The sequence below is a fragment of the Chitinivorax sp. PXF-14 genome, assembly GCF_040812015.1.
In the GTDB taxonomy this organism is placed as follows: Bacteria; Pseudomonadota; Gammaproteobacteria; order Burkholderiales; family SCOH01; genus JBFNXJ01.
The window spans coordinates 25,374-40,232 of the sequence record NZ_JBFNXJ010000010.1 but is presented as its reverse complement, the minus strand read 5'-3'; the positions used below and the strand labels follow the sequence as shown (position 1 = coordinate 40,232).

General features: G+C 64.6%; 16 protein-coding genes. 6 read left to right on the top strand and 10 right to left on the bottom strand.

The annotated features are described in order from the left end of the window. Window positions 1–47: 47 nt before the first annotated feature. Both amt and glnK read right to left on the bottom strand, forming a co-directional pair. Window positions 48–1,574, bottom strand: coding sequence for an ammonium transporter (amt, locus tag ABWL39_RS12970; RefSeq protein ID WP_367791676.1), 1,527 nt, complete (start codon window positions 1,572–1,574; stop codon window positions 48–50). A 20-nt stretch (window positions 1,575–1,594) separates the two neighbouring features. Then, window positions 1,595–1,933, bottom strand: coding sequence for a P-II family nitrogen regulator (gene glnK / locus ABWL39_RS12965; RefSeq protein WP_367791673.1), 339 nt, complete (start codon window positions 1,931–1,933; stop codon window positions 1,595–1,597). A 300-nt stretch (window positions 1,934–2,233) separates the two neighbouring features. On the opposite strand from glnK, the gene ABWL39_RS12960 reads away from it, so the two are divergent. The 3 genes from ABWL39_RS12960 to ABWL39_RS12950 all read left to right on the top strand — a co-directional run bounded on the left by ABWL39_RS12960 (window position 2,234) and on the right by ABWL39_RS12950 (window position 3,944). Continuing rightward, window positions 2,234–2,677: a MarR family winged helix-turn-helix transcriptional regulator gene (locus ABWL39_RS12960; RefSeq protein WP_367791670.1), complete on the top strand. Its 444-nt coding sequence runs from the start codon at window positions 2,234–2,236 to the stop codon at window positions 2,675–2,677. Beyond that, on the top strand, window positions 2,674–3,606 hold the full coding sequence (gene arsN2, locus ABWL39_RS12955) for an arsenic resistance N-acetyltransferase ArsN2 (RefSeq protein WP_367791667.1): 933 nt from the start codon (window positions 2,674–2,676) through the stop codon (window positions 3,604–3,606). The genes ABWL39_RS12960 and arsN2 overlap by 4 nt, the downstream gene beginning before the upstream one ends. Window positions 3,607–3,692: 86 nt before the next feature. Then, window positions 3,693–3,944 carry an accessory factor UbiK family protein gene (locus tag ABWL39_RS12950; RefSeq protein ID WP_367791664.1) on the top strand — a complete coding sequence of 84 codons (252 nt, stop codon included), beginning with the start codon at window positions 3,693–3,695 and terminating at the stop codon, window positions 3,942–3,944. Window positions 3,945–4,322: 378 nt separating this feature from the next. Here ABWL39_RS12950 and ABWL39_RS12945 read toward each other — a convergent pair whose 3' ends face one another. The 5 genes from ABWL39_RS12945 to ABWL39_RS12925 all read right to left on the bottom strand — a co-directional run bounded on the left by ABWL39_RS12945 (window position 4,323) and on the right by ABWL39_RS12925 (window position 7,990). Next, window positions 4,323–4,580, bottom strand: a complete 258-nt coding sequence (locus tag ABWL39_RS12945) for an acyl-CoA-binding protein (RefSeq protein ID WP_367791661.1) — start codon at window positions 4,578–4,580, stop codon at window positions 4,323–4,325. 134 nt (window positions 4,581–4,714) lie between these two features. Further along, window positions 4,715–5,992: a dihydroorotase gene (locus ABWL39_RS12940; protein WP_367791658.1), complete on the bottom strand. Its 1,278-nt coding sequence runs from the start codon at window positions 5,990–5,992 to the stop codon at window positions 4,715–4,717. Continuing rightward, the gene (locus ABWL39_RS12935; protein WP_367791655.1) at window positions 5,993–6,949 is read right to left on the bottom strand and encodes an aspartate carbamoyltransferase catalytic subunit; all 957 of its coding nucleotides are present in this window, start codon (window positions 6,947–6,949) and stop codon (window positions 5,993–5,995) included. A 2-nt stretch (window positions 6,950–6,951) separates the two neighbouring features. Continuing rightward, a complete protein-coding gene (ruvX, locus tag ABWL39_RS12930; protein ID WP_367791652.1) occupies window positions 6,952–7,437 on the bottom strand; it encodes a Holliday junction resolvase RuvX in 486 nt (161 codons plus the stop codon). Further along, the gene (locus tag ABWL39_RS12925; RefSeq protein ID WP_367791648.1) at window positions 7,430–7,990 is read right to left on the bottom strand and encodes a YqgE/AlgH family protein; all 561 of its coding nucleotides are present in this window, start codon (window positions 7,988–7,990) and stop codon (window positions 7,430–7,432) included. The genes ruvX and ABWL39_RS12925 overlap by 8 nt, the downstream gene beginning before the upstream one ends. A 98-nt stretch (window positions 7,991–8,088) precedes the next feature. On the opposite strand from ABWL39_RS12925, the gene ABWL39_RS12920 reads away from it, so the two are divergent. Next, window positions 8,089–9,525, top strand: coding sequence for a deoxyribodipyrimidine photo-lyase (locus ABWL39_RS12920; RefSeq protein ID WP_367791645.1), 1,437 nt, complete (start codon window positions 8,089–8,091; stop codon window positions 9,523–9,525). Window positions 9,526–9,566: 41 nt separating this feature from the next. Here the strand turns inward: ABWL39_RS12920 and ABWL39_RS12915 are convergent, their stop codons facing one another. Continuing rightward, window positions 9,567–10,667 carry a MalM family protein gene (locus ABWL39_RS12915; protein ID WP_367791642.1) on the bottom strand — a complete coding sequence of 367 codons (1,101 nt, stop codon included), beginning with the start codon at window positions 10,665–10,667 and terminating at the stop codon, window positions 9,567–9,569. 233 nt (window positions 10,668–10,900) lie between these two features. Between ABWL39_RS12915 and msrP the strand changes: the two genes are divergently transcribed. Further along, entirely contained in the window at window positions 10,901–11,833 is a 933-nt protein-coding gene (gene msrP / locus ABWL39_RS12910; RefSeq protein ID WP_367791639.1) for a protein-methionine-sulfoxide reductase catalytic subunit MsrP, read from the top strand. Between the two features lie 12 nt (window positions 11,834–11,845). On the opposite strand, the gene ABWL39_RS12905 is transcribed toward msrP, so the two are convergent. Further along, window positions 11,846–13,258, bottom strand: coding sequence for a sensor histidine kinase (locus ABWL39_RS12905; RefSeq protein ID WP_367791636.1), 1,413 nt, complete (start codon window positions 13,256–13,258; stop codon window positions 11,846–11,848). Then, a complete protein-coding gene (locus tag ABWL39_RS12900) occupies window positions 13,248–13,919 on the bottom strand; it encodes a response regulator (protein ID WP_367791633.1) in 672 nt (223 codons plus the stop codon). Before ABWL39_RS12900 ends, ABWL39_RS12905 begins: the two co-directional genes overlap by 11 nt. A 210-nt stretch (window positions 13,920–14,129) precedes the next feature. On the opposite strand from ABWL39_RS12900, the gene ABWL39_RS12895 reads away from it, so the two are divergent. Beyond that, on the top strand, window positions 14,130–14,846 hold the full coding sequence (locus ABWL39_RS12895) for a substrate-binding periplasmic protein (protein WP_367791631.1): 717 nt from the start codon (window positions 14,130–14,132) through the stop codon (window positions 14,844–14,846). The last annotated feature ends 13 nt before the right edge of the window (window positions 14,847–14,859 follow it).

Genomic DNA, 14,859 nt, shown 5'->3' with positions numbered 1-14,859 from the left:
AAGGGCGCCGCAGCGCCCTTTTCCTGAACAACCGTGATCCGTTCGGATTACATGTTGTATGCCTTTTCGCCGTGCGAAGTCACGTCCAGACCTTCGCGCTCGCTTTCTTCGCTGACACGCAGGCCGATCACGATATCGACGAGCTTGTAAGCGACAACCGACACAATACCGGACCAGAGCAGGGTCAGGCCCACGCCCATGGCCTGGATCTTGACTTGCGCCGCGATCGAGTAGTTCGGCGTGACGGCGTTGGCAACATAGTCCCACACGCCGGTACCACCGAGGTCGGGCGAGGCGAACACACCAGTCAGCAGCGCGCCGAGGATACCACCCACGCCATGCACCCCGAACACGTCGAGCGCATCATCGGCACCGAGCAGCTTCTTCAGGCCATGCACGCCCCACAGGCAGACCGCGCCAGCCAGCAGGCCGATGACGATCGCACCACCGACGCCAACGAAACCGCAAGCCGGGGTGATCGCAACCAGGCCGGCAACGGCACCCGATGCAGCACCGAGCAGCGAGGGCTTGCCCTTCAGCAGCCATTCGGCGAACAGCCATGCGCAAGCCGCGGCAGCAGTGGCCACCCAGGTGTTGACGAAGGCGAGGGCAGCCACGCCGTTGGCTTCGAGTGCGGAACCGGCGTTGAAGCCGAACCAGCCGAACCACAGCAGCGAGGCACCGATCATGGTCATGGTCAGGCTGTGCGGGGTCATCGCATCCTTGCCGTAGCCAACGCGCTTGCCCACCATGTAGGCACCCACCAGGCCGGCCATTGCGGCGTTGATGTGAACCACGGTGCCACCGGCGAAGTCGAGTGCACCCTTTTGGAACATCAGGCCGGCAGTCGCGGTCGCAGCATCAGCGGCAGCCTGCGTGGTGTAGGCATCCGGGCCAGCCCAGTACCAGACGATGTGCGCCATCGGCAGGTAGGCAAAGGTGAACCACAGCACGCAGAACAGCAGCACGGCGGAGAACTTCACGCGCTCGGCAAAGGCACCGACGATCAGGCCGCAGGTGATGGCTGCAAACGCGCCCTGGAACACGACATAGATGAACTCGGAAACCACCACGCCCTTGGTGAAGGTCGCAGCCACCGAATCCGGCGTAATGCCCTTGAGCAACAGCTTGGAGAAGCCGCCGAAGTACGCGTTACCCTCGGTGAACGCCACGCTGTAGCCGTACACGACCCACAGCAGAGAGATCAGCGAGAACACCGAGAACACCTGCATCAGCACCGACAGCATGTTCTTGGAGCGCACCAGGCCGCCGTAGAACAGCGCCAGACCAGGGATCGACATCAGGATCACCAGTGCCGCTGCGACGATCAGCCAGGCATTGTCGCCCTTGTTGGGCACTGGGGCGGGCGCCGCGACTGCAGGTGCCGCAGTGGCGGCAGCGGGTGCGGCGGTATCTGCCGGCTTGACCTCTGTGGCAGGGGCGGCCACCGGCGCGGCGGCAGGTGCCGCAGCCGTGGCAGCCGGCGCGGTATCGGCCGGCTTGACATCATCCGCCCAACTCGGGGCGGCGAGCATGGCCCCGAACAGGGCCAGTGTCGCGAGTAACTTCTTCATGAGTCCCTCTCCTTGGAATGTTACAGGGCGTCGGCGCCGGTCTCGCCGGTGCGGATGCGGATGACCTGTTGAAGGTCGAACACAAAAATCTTGCCGTCGCCGATCTTGCCGGTATTGGCCGACTTCTCGATGGCCTCGATGACCTGGTCGAGGATCTCATCTTTGACCGCCGCTTCGATCTTCACCTTGGGCAGGAAATCAACCACGTATTCGGCGCCGCGATAGAGCTCGGTATGGCCCTTCTGGCGGCCAAAACCCTTCACTTCGGTCACGGTGATGCCTTGAACGCCGATGGTGGACAGCGCTTCGCGCACTTCATCCAGCTTGAACGGCTTGATGATCGCAGTAACTAGCTTCATATCTGCTCCTAATTCTCCAGTGCGGGCTAGGTGACCTGCCCGGTTATTCGAAAACATCACAAGGTTTTGCTGCTGCCTAACCATAAGCACGCACCGTGCCAGGTCGAAATGCCCTTGATATTCAATATGATCTGCGCCATATACGTGCACCGCGGTGGAGATCAGCACCATCTGTGCGCACCAGTTTTGCGCTACGCACCAGTTTTGTGCAGGAATGACCGGGCGATATTCATATGGTTGTTGTTGACAACCATATAGCCTTGATCAACACTGGTTATGTTGTCATTAGCAACCAAAATCATGACTACTCTCGAATCCGGCGCCCTGTTGCGCGAGGTCGTCCGCCGCTATGTGCAGTCCCAGCGCCAAGCGCTGGCCTGCGATGCAGACATGCTCAGCACCACGCGCTGCCACATCCTGACCGAGCTCAAACGGGCCGGGCAGCTGTCGCAGCAGAACCTGGCCAGCAGGCTCAACCTGGAGAAAAGCTGGGTCAGCCGGGTGGTCGAACAAATGGTAGGCGACGGCCTGCTCAGCAAGGCTCCGTCGACCACCGACAAACGCGCGGTGGAGTTGACGCTGACGGCCGACGGTCTAAGCCGCGCACAGTCTCTCGAAGCATTGCTCAACGGCCATGGCGAATCCGTCCTGGCGCGGTTGACGGCGGCCCAGCGCGCTGACGTCAACACCGCCCTGCAAGCCCTCCTGCAAGCCCTGACCTCGCCTTCGGAGCCCCAACCATGAGCACTCCCCTTACCATCGCCGCCGCCCGCCCCGCCGACTGGGCGGCCATCGTCAATCTGCTGGAGGCGGCGCAGCTGCCCCATGACGATGCAGCCGATCACCTTGCCGATTTTCTCGTGGCTCGTACGGGCGATGTCGTCGTCGGCGTAGCCGGTTTCGAGCGCCATGGGCGCTTCGGCTTGCTGCGCTCGGTGGCGGTGCGGCCAGCCAGCCAGCGGCAGGGCGTCGCCAGCCGGCTGGTGAATGCCTGCATCGCCCGCGCCCAGACCAGCGGCGTGCTGTGCCTGGGCCTGCTGACGAGCAGCGCGGCAGACTGGTTTCCACGTTTCGGCTTCACACCGGTCGAGCGCAGCGCGCTGCCCGAGCCACTGCACGCATCGCGCCAATGGCAGCAGCAGTGCCCGGTCAGCGCCAGCTGCATGTTGCTCACGCTCCATCGCATCGACGTCCGCCCGGCCATCGAGGCCGATCTGCCAGCCATCGTCGACATCTACAACGATGTGGTGCTGACCAGCACCGCTTCGTTCGAGGAGCAGCCGCGCTCGCTGGCCGGCCAGCAGGCCTGGTATGCGGCAGTCCGCGAGCAGCGTCTGCCGGTGTTCGTCGCCACCGTTGAGGGCATCGTCGTCGGCTGGGCCTCGCTCGGCAGCTTTCGCCCTCGTCCGGCTTACCGTTACACGCTGGAATGCTCGCTCCATCTCGACGCACGCCACCGCGGCCAGGGAATCGGCGCGCTGCTGATGCAGGCGCTGGTCGGCGCCGCCAGGGCAGGGGGATACCACAGCATCATCGCGGTGATCGACACGGACAACCGGCCTAGCCTGCAATTGCACCGTCACTTCGGCTTCGCCGAGGCAGGCCGTTTCCGCGAGATTGGCTACAAGTTCGAGCGCTGGCTGGACCTGGCTTTCATGCAGAAATTGCTATGAAACGATGTCGCCATGTCTGCCGGACGAGCCTCGGCGCCGCCTTTTTGCTAGACTTGCAGCTGAATTGAACAAGCGGGAGTACCGATATGCTGCGCCAGAAAATCATGGAAGACATCAGTGCCAAGATCAGCGAGACCTTGGCCAGCAGCCCGGCCAAGGATATGGAGAAGAACGTGAAAGCCATGCTCGGCGCGGCTTTCACGCGCCTCGACCTGGTCACGCGCGAGGAGTTCGACATCCAGCAGGAAGTGCTCAAACGCACACGCGAGAAGCTGAGCCAGCTCGAAGCGCGTATTGCAGAGCTGGAACAGAAACTGCCGCCGAGCGACGCCGCCTGAAACAGACGGCTACATGAAACAAAACGCCTTGCCAGTCGGCAAGGCGTTTTGTTTTTTGGGCCATCACGCATCGCGTGGGGCCGGGAAGAAAATTGGGGTGGCTGCCTAAGCCCCCACCCCAAACTACCCACCGCGAGGTCCGCGGTATGGCAGGGGCAAATCGGTGATGCGGTTGCATCTGAGCCAAGACTCTAGCGGTGGATGCGATACAAAACTTGATAATTTGTGCGCTCGCCACTTGGCCAGCAAGCGCCCCGTACTCGCGCCAGCCATCCACCGGTACCCGCCATGCCAGGTCTGCAGGCTTCCTTCGCCAGCATAGACCAGAAAACAAAACGGGGCTGCGTGGCAGCCCCGTTTTCGCAGAAGAAGTGTCGCTTAGCCGAGCAGCTTCTTAACCAGGCCGATGTAGTCCTGCATGGCTTGGTCAGCCGACTTGCCCTTGTGCTCGGCCCAGGCGTCGTACTTGGCGCGGTTGACGAAGTCCATCATGCCGGGACGGTCGCCGGCCACGTCGCCGCTCGATGCCTGCTTGAACAGCGAGTACAGCTTGAGCTTGGTCTGGTTGTCGGGCGCTTCGGAGAGCGTCAGGATGTCTTTTTGGGCTTGTTCGAATTGCGCTTTCAGGTCGGACATGGTGTTTCCCTTTGTAGTAGAAGCAAAATATGGTGTGGTTATCGGCCGCTCTGGCGGCTGTTATTGTGTTGCGCGGCGTTCTCCCGACGCCGCGCCTCCTCCATCCATGAAGCCGGCTGGCGGCCTCCGGTGGGTCATTCGATTGCGTAAACGAGCTGGCCGTTGACGAAAGTGAAGCGCACTTTACCACGCACCGGCAAACCGGCAAACGGCGAATTCTTGCCCTGGCTGACCAGCTGTTTCGGCTCGACCTTCCACTCGCGCTCGGGATCGAACACGCACACATCCGCGGTCTCGCCCACGGCCAGCTTGCCGGCCGCAATGCCCAGCACCCGGGCAGATTCGGTGGTGATCTTGGCCAGCGCCCGGGCCAGCGGCAGCTTCGCCTCCTCGGCCCATTTCAGCGTCAGCGTCAGCAGCAGCTCGAGGCCCGTGGCACCCGGCTCGGATTCGGCAAACGGCAGCAGCTTGGCGTCTTCATCGACCGGGGTATGGTCGGAGCAGATCACGTCGATCGTGCCATCGAGCAAGGCCGCGCGGATCGCCGCGCGGTCTTCGGTCGAGCGCAGCGGCGGTACCAGGTGGAAGTGCGGGTCGAAAAACCCGATGTCGATGTCGGACAGGTGCACATGGTGGATGCTCACATCGCAGCTGACCGGCAGGCCAGCCTGCTTGGCCTCGCGGATCATCTGCAGGCCGCCGGCACTGGCGACGCGGCAGAAGTGCACGCGAGCGCCGGTCTCGCGCACCAGCAGCAGCACCGTCGAAATTGCCACGGTTTCGGCCACCACCGGCACGGGTGCCAGCCCCAGCCGCGAGGCGACCTCGCCGTCATGCGCGACGCCGCCGGCCGCCAGGCCGAAATCGCGTGCGCGCAGCCACACGCCATAGCCGAAGGTGGAGGCATACTGCAGCGCGCGCATCAGCGACAGATTGCTCTCGAACGGGTTGTCGGCCTGCGAGAAGGCAACGCAGCCGGCCTCGGTCAGCTCGGCCATCTCGGTCAGCCGCTGGCCCTTCAACTGCTGGGTCAGCGCGCCTATCGGGTAGACGTTGGCGAGGTTGAGCTGCCGCGCGCGATGCTTGAGCATTTCCACCAGGCCCGGCTCGTCGAGCGGCGGATCGGTATCAGGCGGGCAGGCCAGGCTCGTCACGCCGCCGGCTACCGCGGCCTGCATCTCGGATTCGAGCGTGGCCTTGTATTCGAAGCCCGGCTCGCGCAGCCGCGCGGCAAGGTCCACCAGGCCGGGCGCCACGACCAGGCCGCTGGCGTCGATGGTCTTGTCAGCCACGAACCCCGCCGGTGCGGCGCCGATGGCGGCAACCTTACCCTGGCTCAGGTAGAGATCGGCAACTTGGTCGAGGCCGCTTGCCGGGTCGATCAGGCGGCCATGCTTGATTTCGATATTCATTTACTTGTTCCCCGCCAGAATGCTCATCACCGCCATGCGTACCGCGATACCGAAGGTCACCTGTGGCAGGATCACCGACTGCGCGCCATCCGCCACCGCCGAGTCGATCTCGACGCCGCGGTTCATCGGCCCCGGGTGCATCACGATGGCATCGGGCCTGGCGAGCGCGAGCTTTTCCTGGGTCAGGCCGTAATTCTTGAAGAACTCCTGCGCGGAAGGCAGCAGCGCGCCATTCATGCGCTCATTCTGCAGGCGCAGCATGATCACCACATCGACATCCTTGAGGCCGGCGTTCATGTCGTGATAGACCTGCACGCCCATTCTCTCGACGGCGGTCGGCAGCAGCGTCTTAGGACCGATCACGCGCACCTCGGGCACACCCAGCGTGGTCAGCGCGTGGATCTGCGAGCGCGCGACGCGGCTGTGCAGGATGTCGCCGACGATGGCCACGCGCAGATTGCTGAATTCGCGTTTGTAGTGGCGGATCGTGTACATGTCGAGCAGCGCCTGCGTCGGATGCGCATGGCGACCGTCACCCGCATTCACCACGCTGACGCCGGGCCGGCAATGCTTGGCGATCAGGAAGGGCGCGCCGCTCTCGGCATGGCGCACCACGAACATGTCGGCGTGCATGGCCTCGAGGTTGTGGATGGTATCGAGCAGCGTCTCGCCCTTGGAGGTGCTCGATGCACCGATATTGAGGTTGATCACATCGGCCGACAGCCGCTTGGCGGCGATCTCGAAGGTGGTGCGGGTGCGCGTCGAGTTCTCGAAGAACAGGTTGAACACCGATTTGCCGGTGAGAACGGGCAGCTTCTTTACGTCGTGATCCGACGCCGAGACAAAGCTCTCGGCCTTGTCGAGAATCTGTTCGAGAATGGCTGCCGGCAGGCCTTCTATGGTCAGAAGGTGCTTGAGCTCGCCGTTGCTGTCTAATTGCGGGTGAGAGAGGGCCATCGTCATTCCGTCGTGCTGGATGAGTTGGACGCGGCATTGTGGGCCACGCTTGCCTCGGGGTGGTCAAAAAACGCTTGCAGTATCTGGAGTGCGGCGACCTGGTCGAGCGCAGGCTTGCGCTTTTTGGCGCTGAGGCCGATTTCGGCCAGCATGCCATCCGCCACGGCGGAGGACAGGCGCTCGTCGACGAGCCGCACGGGTAAAGCAAACCGGCCATGGAGCCGGTTCGCAAATTTGCGGCAGAGCCGCGTCAATTCATGTTCGGTGCCATCCATGTGGGTGGGCAGGCCCACGACCAGCAGCGCCGGCTGCCACTCGGCAATCAACGCGCCGATGCGGGCAAAACGCTCGTCGTTGCTGTCCGTCGCGATCATCGTCAACGGCGTGGCAAGGCGGACGGACAGGTCGCCGGTGGCAACGCCGATGCGCTTTTCACCGAAATCGAAGGCCAGCACACCGCCGCTGTCGGGCAGTGCGGCCTCAGGCATGTCCGGCCTGATCCGACAGGTTGCCGAAATCGACGCCGAGGCGGTGCATGGCGGCGTCGTAGCGCTCTTCCGCCGGCATCTCGAAAATGATGTCCTGGCTTGCCTCGACGGTGAGCCAGGCATTCTGCGCGAGCTCCTGCTCAAGCTGGCCGGCATCCCAGCCGGCATAGCCGAGCGTCACCATGATGCGCCCGGGGCCACGGCCCTCGCCGACGGCCTGCAGGATATCCTTGGAGGTGGTGAGGCCGAAGCTCTCATTCATCGCCATGGTCGATTGCCAGCTGCCGAGCGGGTTGTGCAGCACGAATCCGCGATCCATCTGCACCGGGCCGCCGAAGTAGACGGGCATCTCGGCCAAGTCGCCCCGGCTCAGCTCGATGCCGATCTGCTCGAACAGGCCTTCCATGGTCAGGTCGATAGGTCGGTTGACGACGATACCGAGCGCCCCGTTTTCATTGTGCTCGCAGATATAGGTGAGCGAGCGCTGGAAATACGGGTCGGCCATATTGGGCATGGCGATCAGAAAATGGTTGGTCAGATTCACGCTTTGCATGGTTGAATTATCGCACAAAGCGCCTGTCTCGGCAGGAAACGTCCGTGCCAGAGCGCCCTGGCCAACCACCATGCCACCACCCCGCTGAGCCGCCCCACATGCCGTCTCCCCGCTATTCGCGCAGCTTGTGCTGGTTTCGCCGCGACCTGCGCAATTACGACCACGCCGCGCTATACCACGCGTTGAAACACAGCCGGCAGGTCTATTGCGTTTTCGTGTTCGATCGCGACATCCTCGATGCGCTACCAAGCCGTCACGACCGGCGCGTGGAGTTCATCTGGCGCAGCGTCGCCGAGCTCAGGCGGGCATTGCGTGCCGACGGCGGTGAGCTGATCGTACTGCATGAGCGCGCCGTCGAGGCCATTCCACAGCTGGCACAGGCTCTCGGGGCCGAGGCCGTGTTCAGCAACCGCGACTACGAGCCTGCCGCCATCGCGCGCGACGCGGCGGTCGAGGCCGCCCTCGCCGCGCAGGGCGTGGACTTCCCGCAATGCAAGGACCAGGTGATCTTCGAGCGCGACGAGGTGCTGACCCTGGCCGGCACGCCGTTCAGCGTGTTCACGCCCTACAAGAATGCATGGCTGAAGCGGCTGACGCCGTTCCATGTGACGGCCTACCCGGTCGAGCGCTATCTCGCGGCGCTGGCCCCGCACGAGGCCGGGCCGATGCCGACGCTGGCGGACCTCGGCTTTGCCCCGACCAATCTGGGCGAGCTCGGCGTCCGCTGCGGCATGGCGGGTGGCACGGCGCTGCTCGGCGATTTTCTCGCCCGCATCGACCGCTATCACGAGGCGCGCGATTTCCCGGCGGTGAAGGGTGTGTCCTACCTGTCGGCACACCTGCGCTTCGGCACTGTGTCGATCCGCCAGCTGGCACGGGCCGCCTGGGACGGCAGCCAGCCCGGTGCCGGGCCGGGCCATGCCTGCTGGCTGTCGGAGCTGATCTGGCGCGACTTCTATCAGCAGATCCTGTGGCATTTTCCGCACGTCGTGGGCCACGCGTTCAAGCCGGCCTACGAGCACATCGCCTTTCCCAACGACCCGGCCAGGTTTGCCGCATGGCGCGAGGGCAGGACAGGCTACCCGATCGTCGACGCCGCCATGCGTCAACTCGCGCATTCCGGCTATATGCACAACCGGCTGCGCATGATCGCGGCCTCCTTCCTGGTGAAGGACCTGCACGTCGACTGGCGCTGGGGCGAGCGCCATTTCGCCGAACAGCTGATCGACTTCGACCTCGCCGCCAACAACGGCGGCTGGCAATGGGCGGCCTCGACCGGCTGCGATGCCCAGCCCTATTTCCGCATCTTCAACCCGGTCACCCAATCGGAAAAGTTCGATCCGCAGGGCAGCTTCATCCGCCGCTACGTGCCGGAGCTCGCACGCTGTCCCGAGCGCTATCTGCACGCGCCGTGGACCATGCCGCTGACGGCACAGCAGGCATGCGGCATACGGGTCGGGCACGACTACCCGGCACCGCTGGTCGATCATGCGCAGGCACGCGCGGTCGCACTGGCGCTGTTCGCAAAAGACTGACGCCCGGCAAGCGGGCGTCAGGTCGGGGCAGCCGGGTCGGCTCAGTGCGAGTCGTTCGAGGCGACCCTGGTTGGCTCGGCAGGCCCGCCCAGCTTGCGCGTCTCGATGCGCAACATGCCGGTGTAGTCATGCGGGATCTGCTGCGGCTCGTTCCATTTGTCCTTCGATACCAGGCTCCACAGATAGTCCTGCACCCAGCTCACCAGGTTGTAGCCGTCCTTCGGGTCGGTGCTCGAAACCGCCTGCTCGGGCGTGGTAAAGATGATCACGTAGTAGTCGCGGCGTGACTCGCGCGTGATCGGGATCTCGCCGACGAAGCTGGCGAAATTCGACCAGCTGGCCGGCACGAACCTGTCCACGGCGGCGGTCAGGCAGCGCGTCGGGCGCTTCTGGCGATCAAGGAACAGCATCACCGGGTAGAACAGCTTGGGGTTGACCGTGCTGGTGATCTTGATCGCATAGGGGCCTTCGTACTTGGGCAACTCGAACGCGAGGTAGGGGCTGTTGCCGCTGTCGAAGTCGAAGTTCGGGTCCCAGCGGCCGATGTCGATGGCGCGATCCTTGACCGGCTTCGGATAGTCGATGTCCGAGGGCTGCGGGGTCAGTAGCGGCAGCCACTTGGTGACATTCGGAATGCTGCTGCCGCACAGCTCCGGCCGGTCGCCACGGGCCGCTGCTGCTGCCCTGGGGTTGGGGGCCTTGTCCTTGCCATCCTTGGCGGTCTGCGGCTCCAGCGTGCCGAATTCGAAGGGGATGTCGACCTTGGCCAGCACCGGCTTGCCGTCGCGCTTGCCCGGCTCGTACTGCCAGCCGCGCGCGGTATCGAGCGCCAATACGTCGAGACGGGGGAAACCGCTGCTCTGCGCGATCTTCGCATCCTGCAGCGTACCGTCACGGCCGATCAACGCCGTCACCACGACCTTGCCGCGCTCGCCGAGCTCGCGCGACACCTCGCTCAGCAACGGCTGCCGGTTGTTGAGGTGAGGCGCCTTGTAGACCGGCGGGGTTTCCACGGCTGGGGAAATCTCGGTCGGCGGGGCTTCGGTCAGCGGGGTCACCTTGACGGCGGACGCATCGCCTTCGGCCCGGACGGGCAGGGCGGCACACAAGGCAAGCAACAGCAGGGGAATACGCAGTTTCATGGCACGGCTTTCGGCTACAGCATGGGTAGCTAAATATGGCATTGGCGTTATTCTAATAGAATAATCGCTCTAGAATAAAGCGTTTACGCGCACATTTTGCCCTTTGCCGCAACATTGCGCGCCAGGCGGGGATTTCTGTTGAAACCGGTGGTCAAATGTCTTGCCCACTGTCAGAAAAAAGCGGCTCACCCGACCAAGGGCAACAGTCGCCAACCCGCCACCGGAGAGTGCACATGCTCATCAAACCCGCCTCGGACATCGCGCCGAGCAACATCACCGACAAGACGCTCTACCTGAACCGTCGCCAGTTCATGCAAGGCGCCGGCGCACTCGCACTCGCCGCCAGTGGCTTGCACAGCGAGGCAGCCGCCGCGCCACGGCTGGCCGCGCGCAGGAGTCCCTTGTCGGTGGCCGGCGCCGCCAACACGCGCGACGAGATCACCGGCTACAACAATTTCTACGAGTTTGGCACCGACAAGGCCGATCCGGCCGCCAACGCCGGCCGCCTGGTGACGCGACCGTGGGCCGTACAGATCGACGGCGAGGTGCTCAAGCCGCGTACCTTCGACATCGACGAGCTGCTGAAGCTCGCGCCGCTGGAAGAGCGCATCTACCGCTTGCGCTGTGTCGAAGGCTGGTCGATGGTGATCCCGTGGATAGGCTATTCGCTGTCCGAGGTGCTCAAGCGCGTCGAGCCGACGGGTAAGGCGAAATACGTCGAGTTCACCACGCTCAGGCGCCCCGAGCAGATGATCGGCCAGCGCGGCGCCGTGCTCGACTGGCCCTATGTCGAGGGCCTGCGCATCGACGAGGCGATGCACCCGCTGACGCTGGTCACGCTCGGCCTCTACGGCGAGCTGCTGCCGAACCAGAATGGCGCGCCGGTGCGTATCGCGGTGCCCTGGAAATATGGCTTCAAGAGCGCCAAGTCCATCGTGCGCATCCGCCTGGTCGAGAAGCCGCCGGTGTCGAGCTGGATGCGCGCCAACCCGAGTGAGTACGGCTTCTATTCCAACGTGAACCCACAGGTCGATCACCCGCGCTGGAGCCAGGCGAGCGAGCGGCGTATCGGCGAATTCTTCAAGCGCAAGACGCTGATGTTCAACGGCTACGCCGACCAGGTGGCATCGATGTATACCGGGATGGATCTGCGCAAGTACTTCTGAGCGCGTACCGGGTCAGACGGGCTCGAGCACAAAGCGCAGCGACACGACGAGGCCATGCGGCCGGGCATCGCGCAGCCTGACCTCGGCGCCGTGCCGGTGCGCGATCTCGCGCACGATCGGCAGGCCCAGGCCGCAGCCTTCGCCGCCCTGGCTGCCGCGATAGAAGCGATCAAACACCTTGTCCTTGTCGGCCTCGGGGATGCCCGGGCCGTCGTCCTCGACTTCGAGCGTGGTATGGCTGCGTCCGGCCAGCACCCGCACGACGATGGTGCAGCCCTTGCCGGCATAGCGGGTGGCGTTGTCGATCAGGTTGAGCAGCATCTCGCGCAACAGCGTGGAATTGCCCGAAATCTGCTGCGGGCTCACATCGGCATAACAGGCCAGCTCCAGCCCCTTCTGCAGCACGCGCGGCGCGGCTTCGGCGACGATGTCGCGCACCAGGCGGGCGAGGTCGATCGGCTCGGTCGGCATCGCGTTTTGCTGGTCGGGCTCGGCACGCGCCAGCGTCAGCAGCTGGTTGACCATGTGCACGGTACGCGCCGCGCTGGTATGCACGAGCTGCAGGCGGGCCTTGAGCGACTGCGCATCGGATTCGTTGAGCGCCAGCTCGGTCTGCGACTTGAGCCCCGCCAGCGGCGTGCGCAGCTGGTGCGCGGCATCGGCAATGAAGCGACGCTGGTAGGCGATATTGTGGGTGACGGCTTCGAGCAGGGTGTTCACCGCGCCGGCCAGTGCCCGTACCTCGGCCGGTGCGCTCTCGATCTCGATCGGCGCGAGGTTCAGCGCGCTGCGGTTCTCCACCTGCCGCCGCAGTTTGCGCAGTGGCGACAGGCCATGGCTGACGCCGCCCCACACCAGCACGCTGGTCAGCAGCATCAGGAGCGACAGCGGCAGGATCGTGTCGACCAGGATGTCGTGCGCCAGCCGCTCGCGCACGGCAATGCCCTTGGCCACCTGCACCAGCATGGTCTGCGGCATCGCCGGCGTACCGATGGACAGGTAGAGCGCGGCAATGCGGATCTTGCTGCCGTTGAAGCGGCCGTCGTAGTAGTAGGGGTGGTTCAGCTCCGGCTTGTCGCTGCGCGGCGGCGGCGGCAGGTTGTTGTTGCCGAGGATGAACTGGCCCGGTGGCGTGCTGACCTTGTAATAGACCCGATCCTCGGGCTCTTCTTCGAGAATCTGCTGCGCTGCCTTGGGGAAATCGATGAACAGCCCGTTGCCGAGCGGTTTGACCTGCCGCGCCAGCGCCCGGCTCGATTGCAGCAGGCTCTGGTCGATGGCGATATTGGCGTAGCGCAAGGCCACGGTATAAGCGACGAAGATCGCCGCGAGCCACAGCACCAGCTGCGGCAACAACAGCCACAGCAGCAGCTGGCGCCGCAGCGACAGGCGCTGGGGCTTGCGGGGTGCGGGCTCAGTCGGCATCGACTTCGAGCAGATAGCCCAGGCCACGCACGGTGCGGATGCCGACGTTGTAGGGTTCGAGCTTCTTGCGCAGGCGATGCACATACACCTCGACGGCATTGGTGCCCACCTCGCCGCCGGTGGAGCCGAACTCGCCCGCGATCTGCTCCTTGGTCACCACGCGGTCGCGCTGCGAGATCAGCACATCGAGCACGGCAAGCTCGCGCGCCGACAGATCGAGCGGCGTTTCGTCGCACCACACGCGCTGGGCCGCGCGGTCAAGCCGCAGCGGGCCGAGCTGCTGGGCCGACGGCGGCAACAGGTGCGAACGGCGCAACACCGCGCGCAGGCGGGCTTCGAGCTCGACAAACTCGAATGGCTTGGTCAGGTAATCGTCGGCGCCGGCATCGAGCCCGGATACGCGGTTGTCGAGCCCATCGAGCGCCGTCAGCAGCAGGATGGGCAGCGTCGGCTTGAGAATGCGCACACGCCGCAGCACGGTGAGCCCGTCGACGGTCGGCAGGCCGATGTCGAGAATGGCCGCCGCATGGTCGCCATTAACGAGGCGCCGCTCGGCCTCGGCGCCGTCGGCGCAATGCTCGACCTCGAAACCGCTGCGGGCCAGCCCGGTCTTGAGCGCATCGGCAAGAATTTCGTCGTCTTCGGCGAGGAACAGGCGCATAGGGAATTCCGTAGATTACTTACATCAGGCTTTCTACCCAAAGCCTTGCGGCTTGGCAAGCGCCAGCCTTCCCGCGCGTGGGCTGGCGATGCTCTGCTATACCGATAGAAAGCACGCTACATATTGCCCATGAGATATCGAACCATGCCCCACGGCCCACCCGACGCCCCCCTGTTACACTCATGCATTGCCAGGGCCTGTGCCGCCGCGATGGCGTTGCCGGCATCTGGCTCGGTGGCGGCGCAGGAGCTGGTACTGACGACCGAGCCCCTGCCGCCCTACAACATCGTGTCGGAAACGGGCAGGGAGATCAGCGGCTTGGTCGGCGACAAGATCGTGGAGATGATGCGCCGCGCCGCCATCAGCTACGCCGTCGAGCCCTCCAGCTGGCAGCGCGCATTCAAGCTCGCGCAGAGCCGGCCCGACACCTGCGTATTCGGTACGGCGCGCACCCCCGAGCGCGAGGCGCGCTTCCAGTGGGTCGGCCCGCTCGCATCGACCGACTGGACCATCTTCACGCGCCGGGACAATAGGCTGACCTCCGCCAGCCTGGAAGAACTCAAGCCCTATGTCATCGGCGGCTACCGCGCCGACATCCTGGCCGACTACCTGGACCAGCACGGCTATCGCGTCGCCCACTCCGGCGCCGACGAAATCAGTCTCAGGAACATGCTGCTCGGCCGCATCGACTACTGGGCATCGAACCGCGCCGCGGCAACCGCCCTGGCGTTGAAACTCGGCGTGCAGGACAGGCTCAGGGCGCTGCTCACCTTCGGCCACAGCAGCCTGTACCTGGCCTGCCACCCCGGTGTGCCGGAAGACATGGTGGCGCGCCTGCAGCAGGCGCTCAAGGCCATGGAAAACGATGGCACGGTCAAGAAGATCGACACGCAATACCAACGCCAGCTCGACAGCCCGCTCCGTTGAGCGGCCCCGCCGA

Excerpts from the sequence above, each read along its gene's own strand:
- amt (WP_367791676.1), bottom strand. The coding sequence starts at position 1,574 with ATGAAGAAGTTACTCGCGACACTGGCCCTGTTCGGGGCCATGCTCGCC.
- glnK (WP_367791673.1), bottom strand. The coding sequence starts at position 1,933 with ATGAAGCTAGTTACTGCGATCATCAAGCCGTTCAAGCTGGATGAAGTG.
- ABWL39_RS12960 (WP_367791670.1), top strand. The coding sequence starts at position 2,234 with ATGACTACTCTCGAATCCGGCGCCCTGTTGCGCGAGGTCGTCCGCCGC.
- arsN2 (WP_367791667.1), top strand. The coding sequence starts at position 2,674 with ATGAGCACTCCCCTTACCATCGCCGCCGCCCGCCCCGCCGACTGGGCG.
- ABWL39_RS12950 (WP_367791664.1), top strand. The coding sequence starts at position 3,693 with ATGCTGCGCCAGAAAATCATGGAAGACATCAGTGCCAAGATCAGCGAG.
- ABWL39_RS12945 (WP_367791661.1), bottom strand. The coding sequence starts at position 4,580 with ATGTCCGACCTGAAAGCGCAATTCGAACAAGCCCAAAAAGACATCCTG.
- ABWL39_RS12940 (WP_367791658.1), bottom strand. The coding sequence starts at position 5,992 with ATGAATATCGAAATCAAGCATGGCCGCCTGATCGACCCGGCAAGCGGC.
- ABWL39_RS12935 (WP_367791655.1), bottom strand. The coding sequence starts at position 6,949 with ATGGCCCTCTCTCACCCGCAATTAGACAGCAACGGCGAGCTCAAGCAC.
- ruvX (WP_367791652.1), bottom strand. The coding sequence starts at position 7,437 with ATGCCTGAGGCCGCACTGCCCGACAGCGGCGGTGTGCTGGCCTTCGAT.
- ABWL39_RS12925 (WP_367791648.1), bottom strand. The coding sequence starts at position 7,990 with ATGCAAAGCGTGAATCTGACCAACCATTTTCTGATCGCCATGCCCAAT.
- ABWL39_RS12920 (WP_367791645.1), top strand. The coding sequence starts at position 8,089 with ATGCCGTCTCCCCGCTATTCGCGCAGCTTGTGCTGGTTTCGCCGCGAC.
- ABWL39_RS12915 (WP_367791642.1), bottom strand. The coding sequence starts at position 10,667 with ATGAAACTGCGTATTCCCCTGCTGTTGCTTGCCTTGTGTGCCGCCCTG.
- msrP (WP_367791639.1), top strand. The coding sequence starts at position 10,901 with ATGCTCATCAAACCCGCCTCGGACATCGCGCCGAGCAACATCACCGAC.
- ABWL39_RS12905 (WP_367791636.1), bottom strand. The coding sequence starts at position 13,258 with ATGCCGACTGAGCCCGCACCCCGCAAGCCCCAGCGCCTGTCGCTGCGG.
- ABWL39_RS12900 (WP_367791633.1), bottom strand. The coding sequence starts at position 13,919 with ATGCGCCTGTTCCTCGCCGAAGACGACGAAATTCTTGCCGATGCGCTC.
- ABWL39_RS12895 (WP_367791631.1), top strand. The coding sequence starts at position 14,130 with ATGGCGTTGCCGGCATCTGGCTCGGTGGCGGCGCAGGAGCTGGTACTG.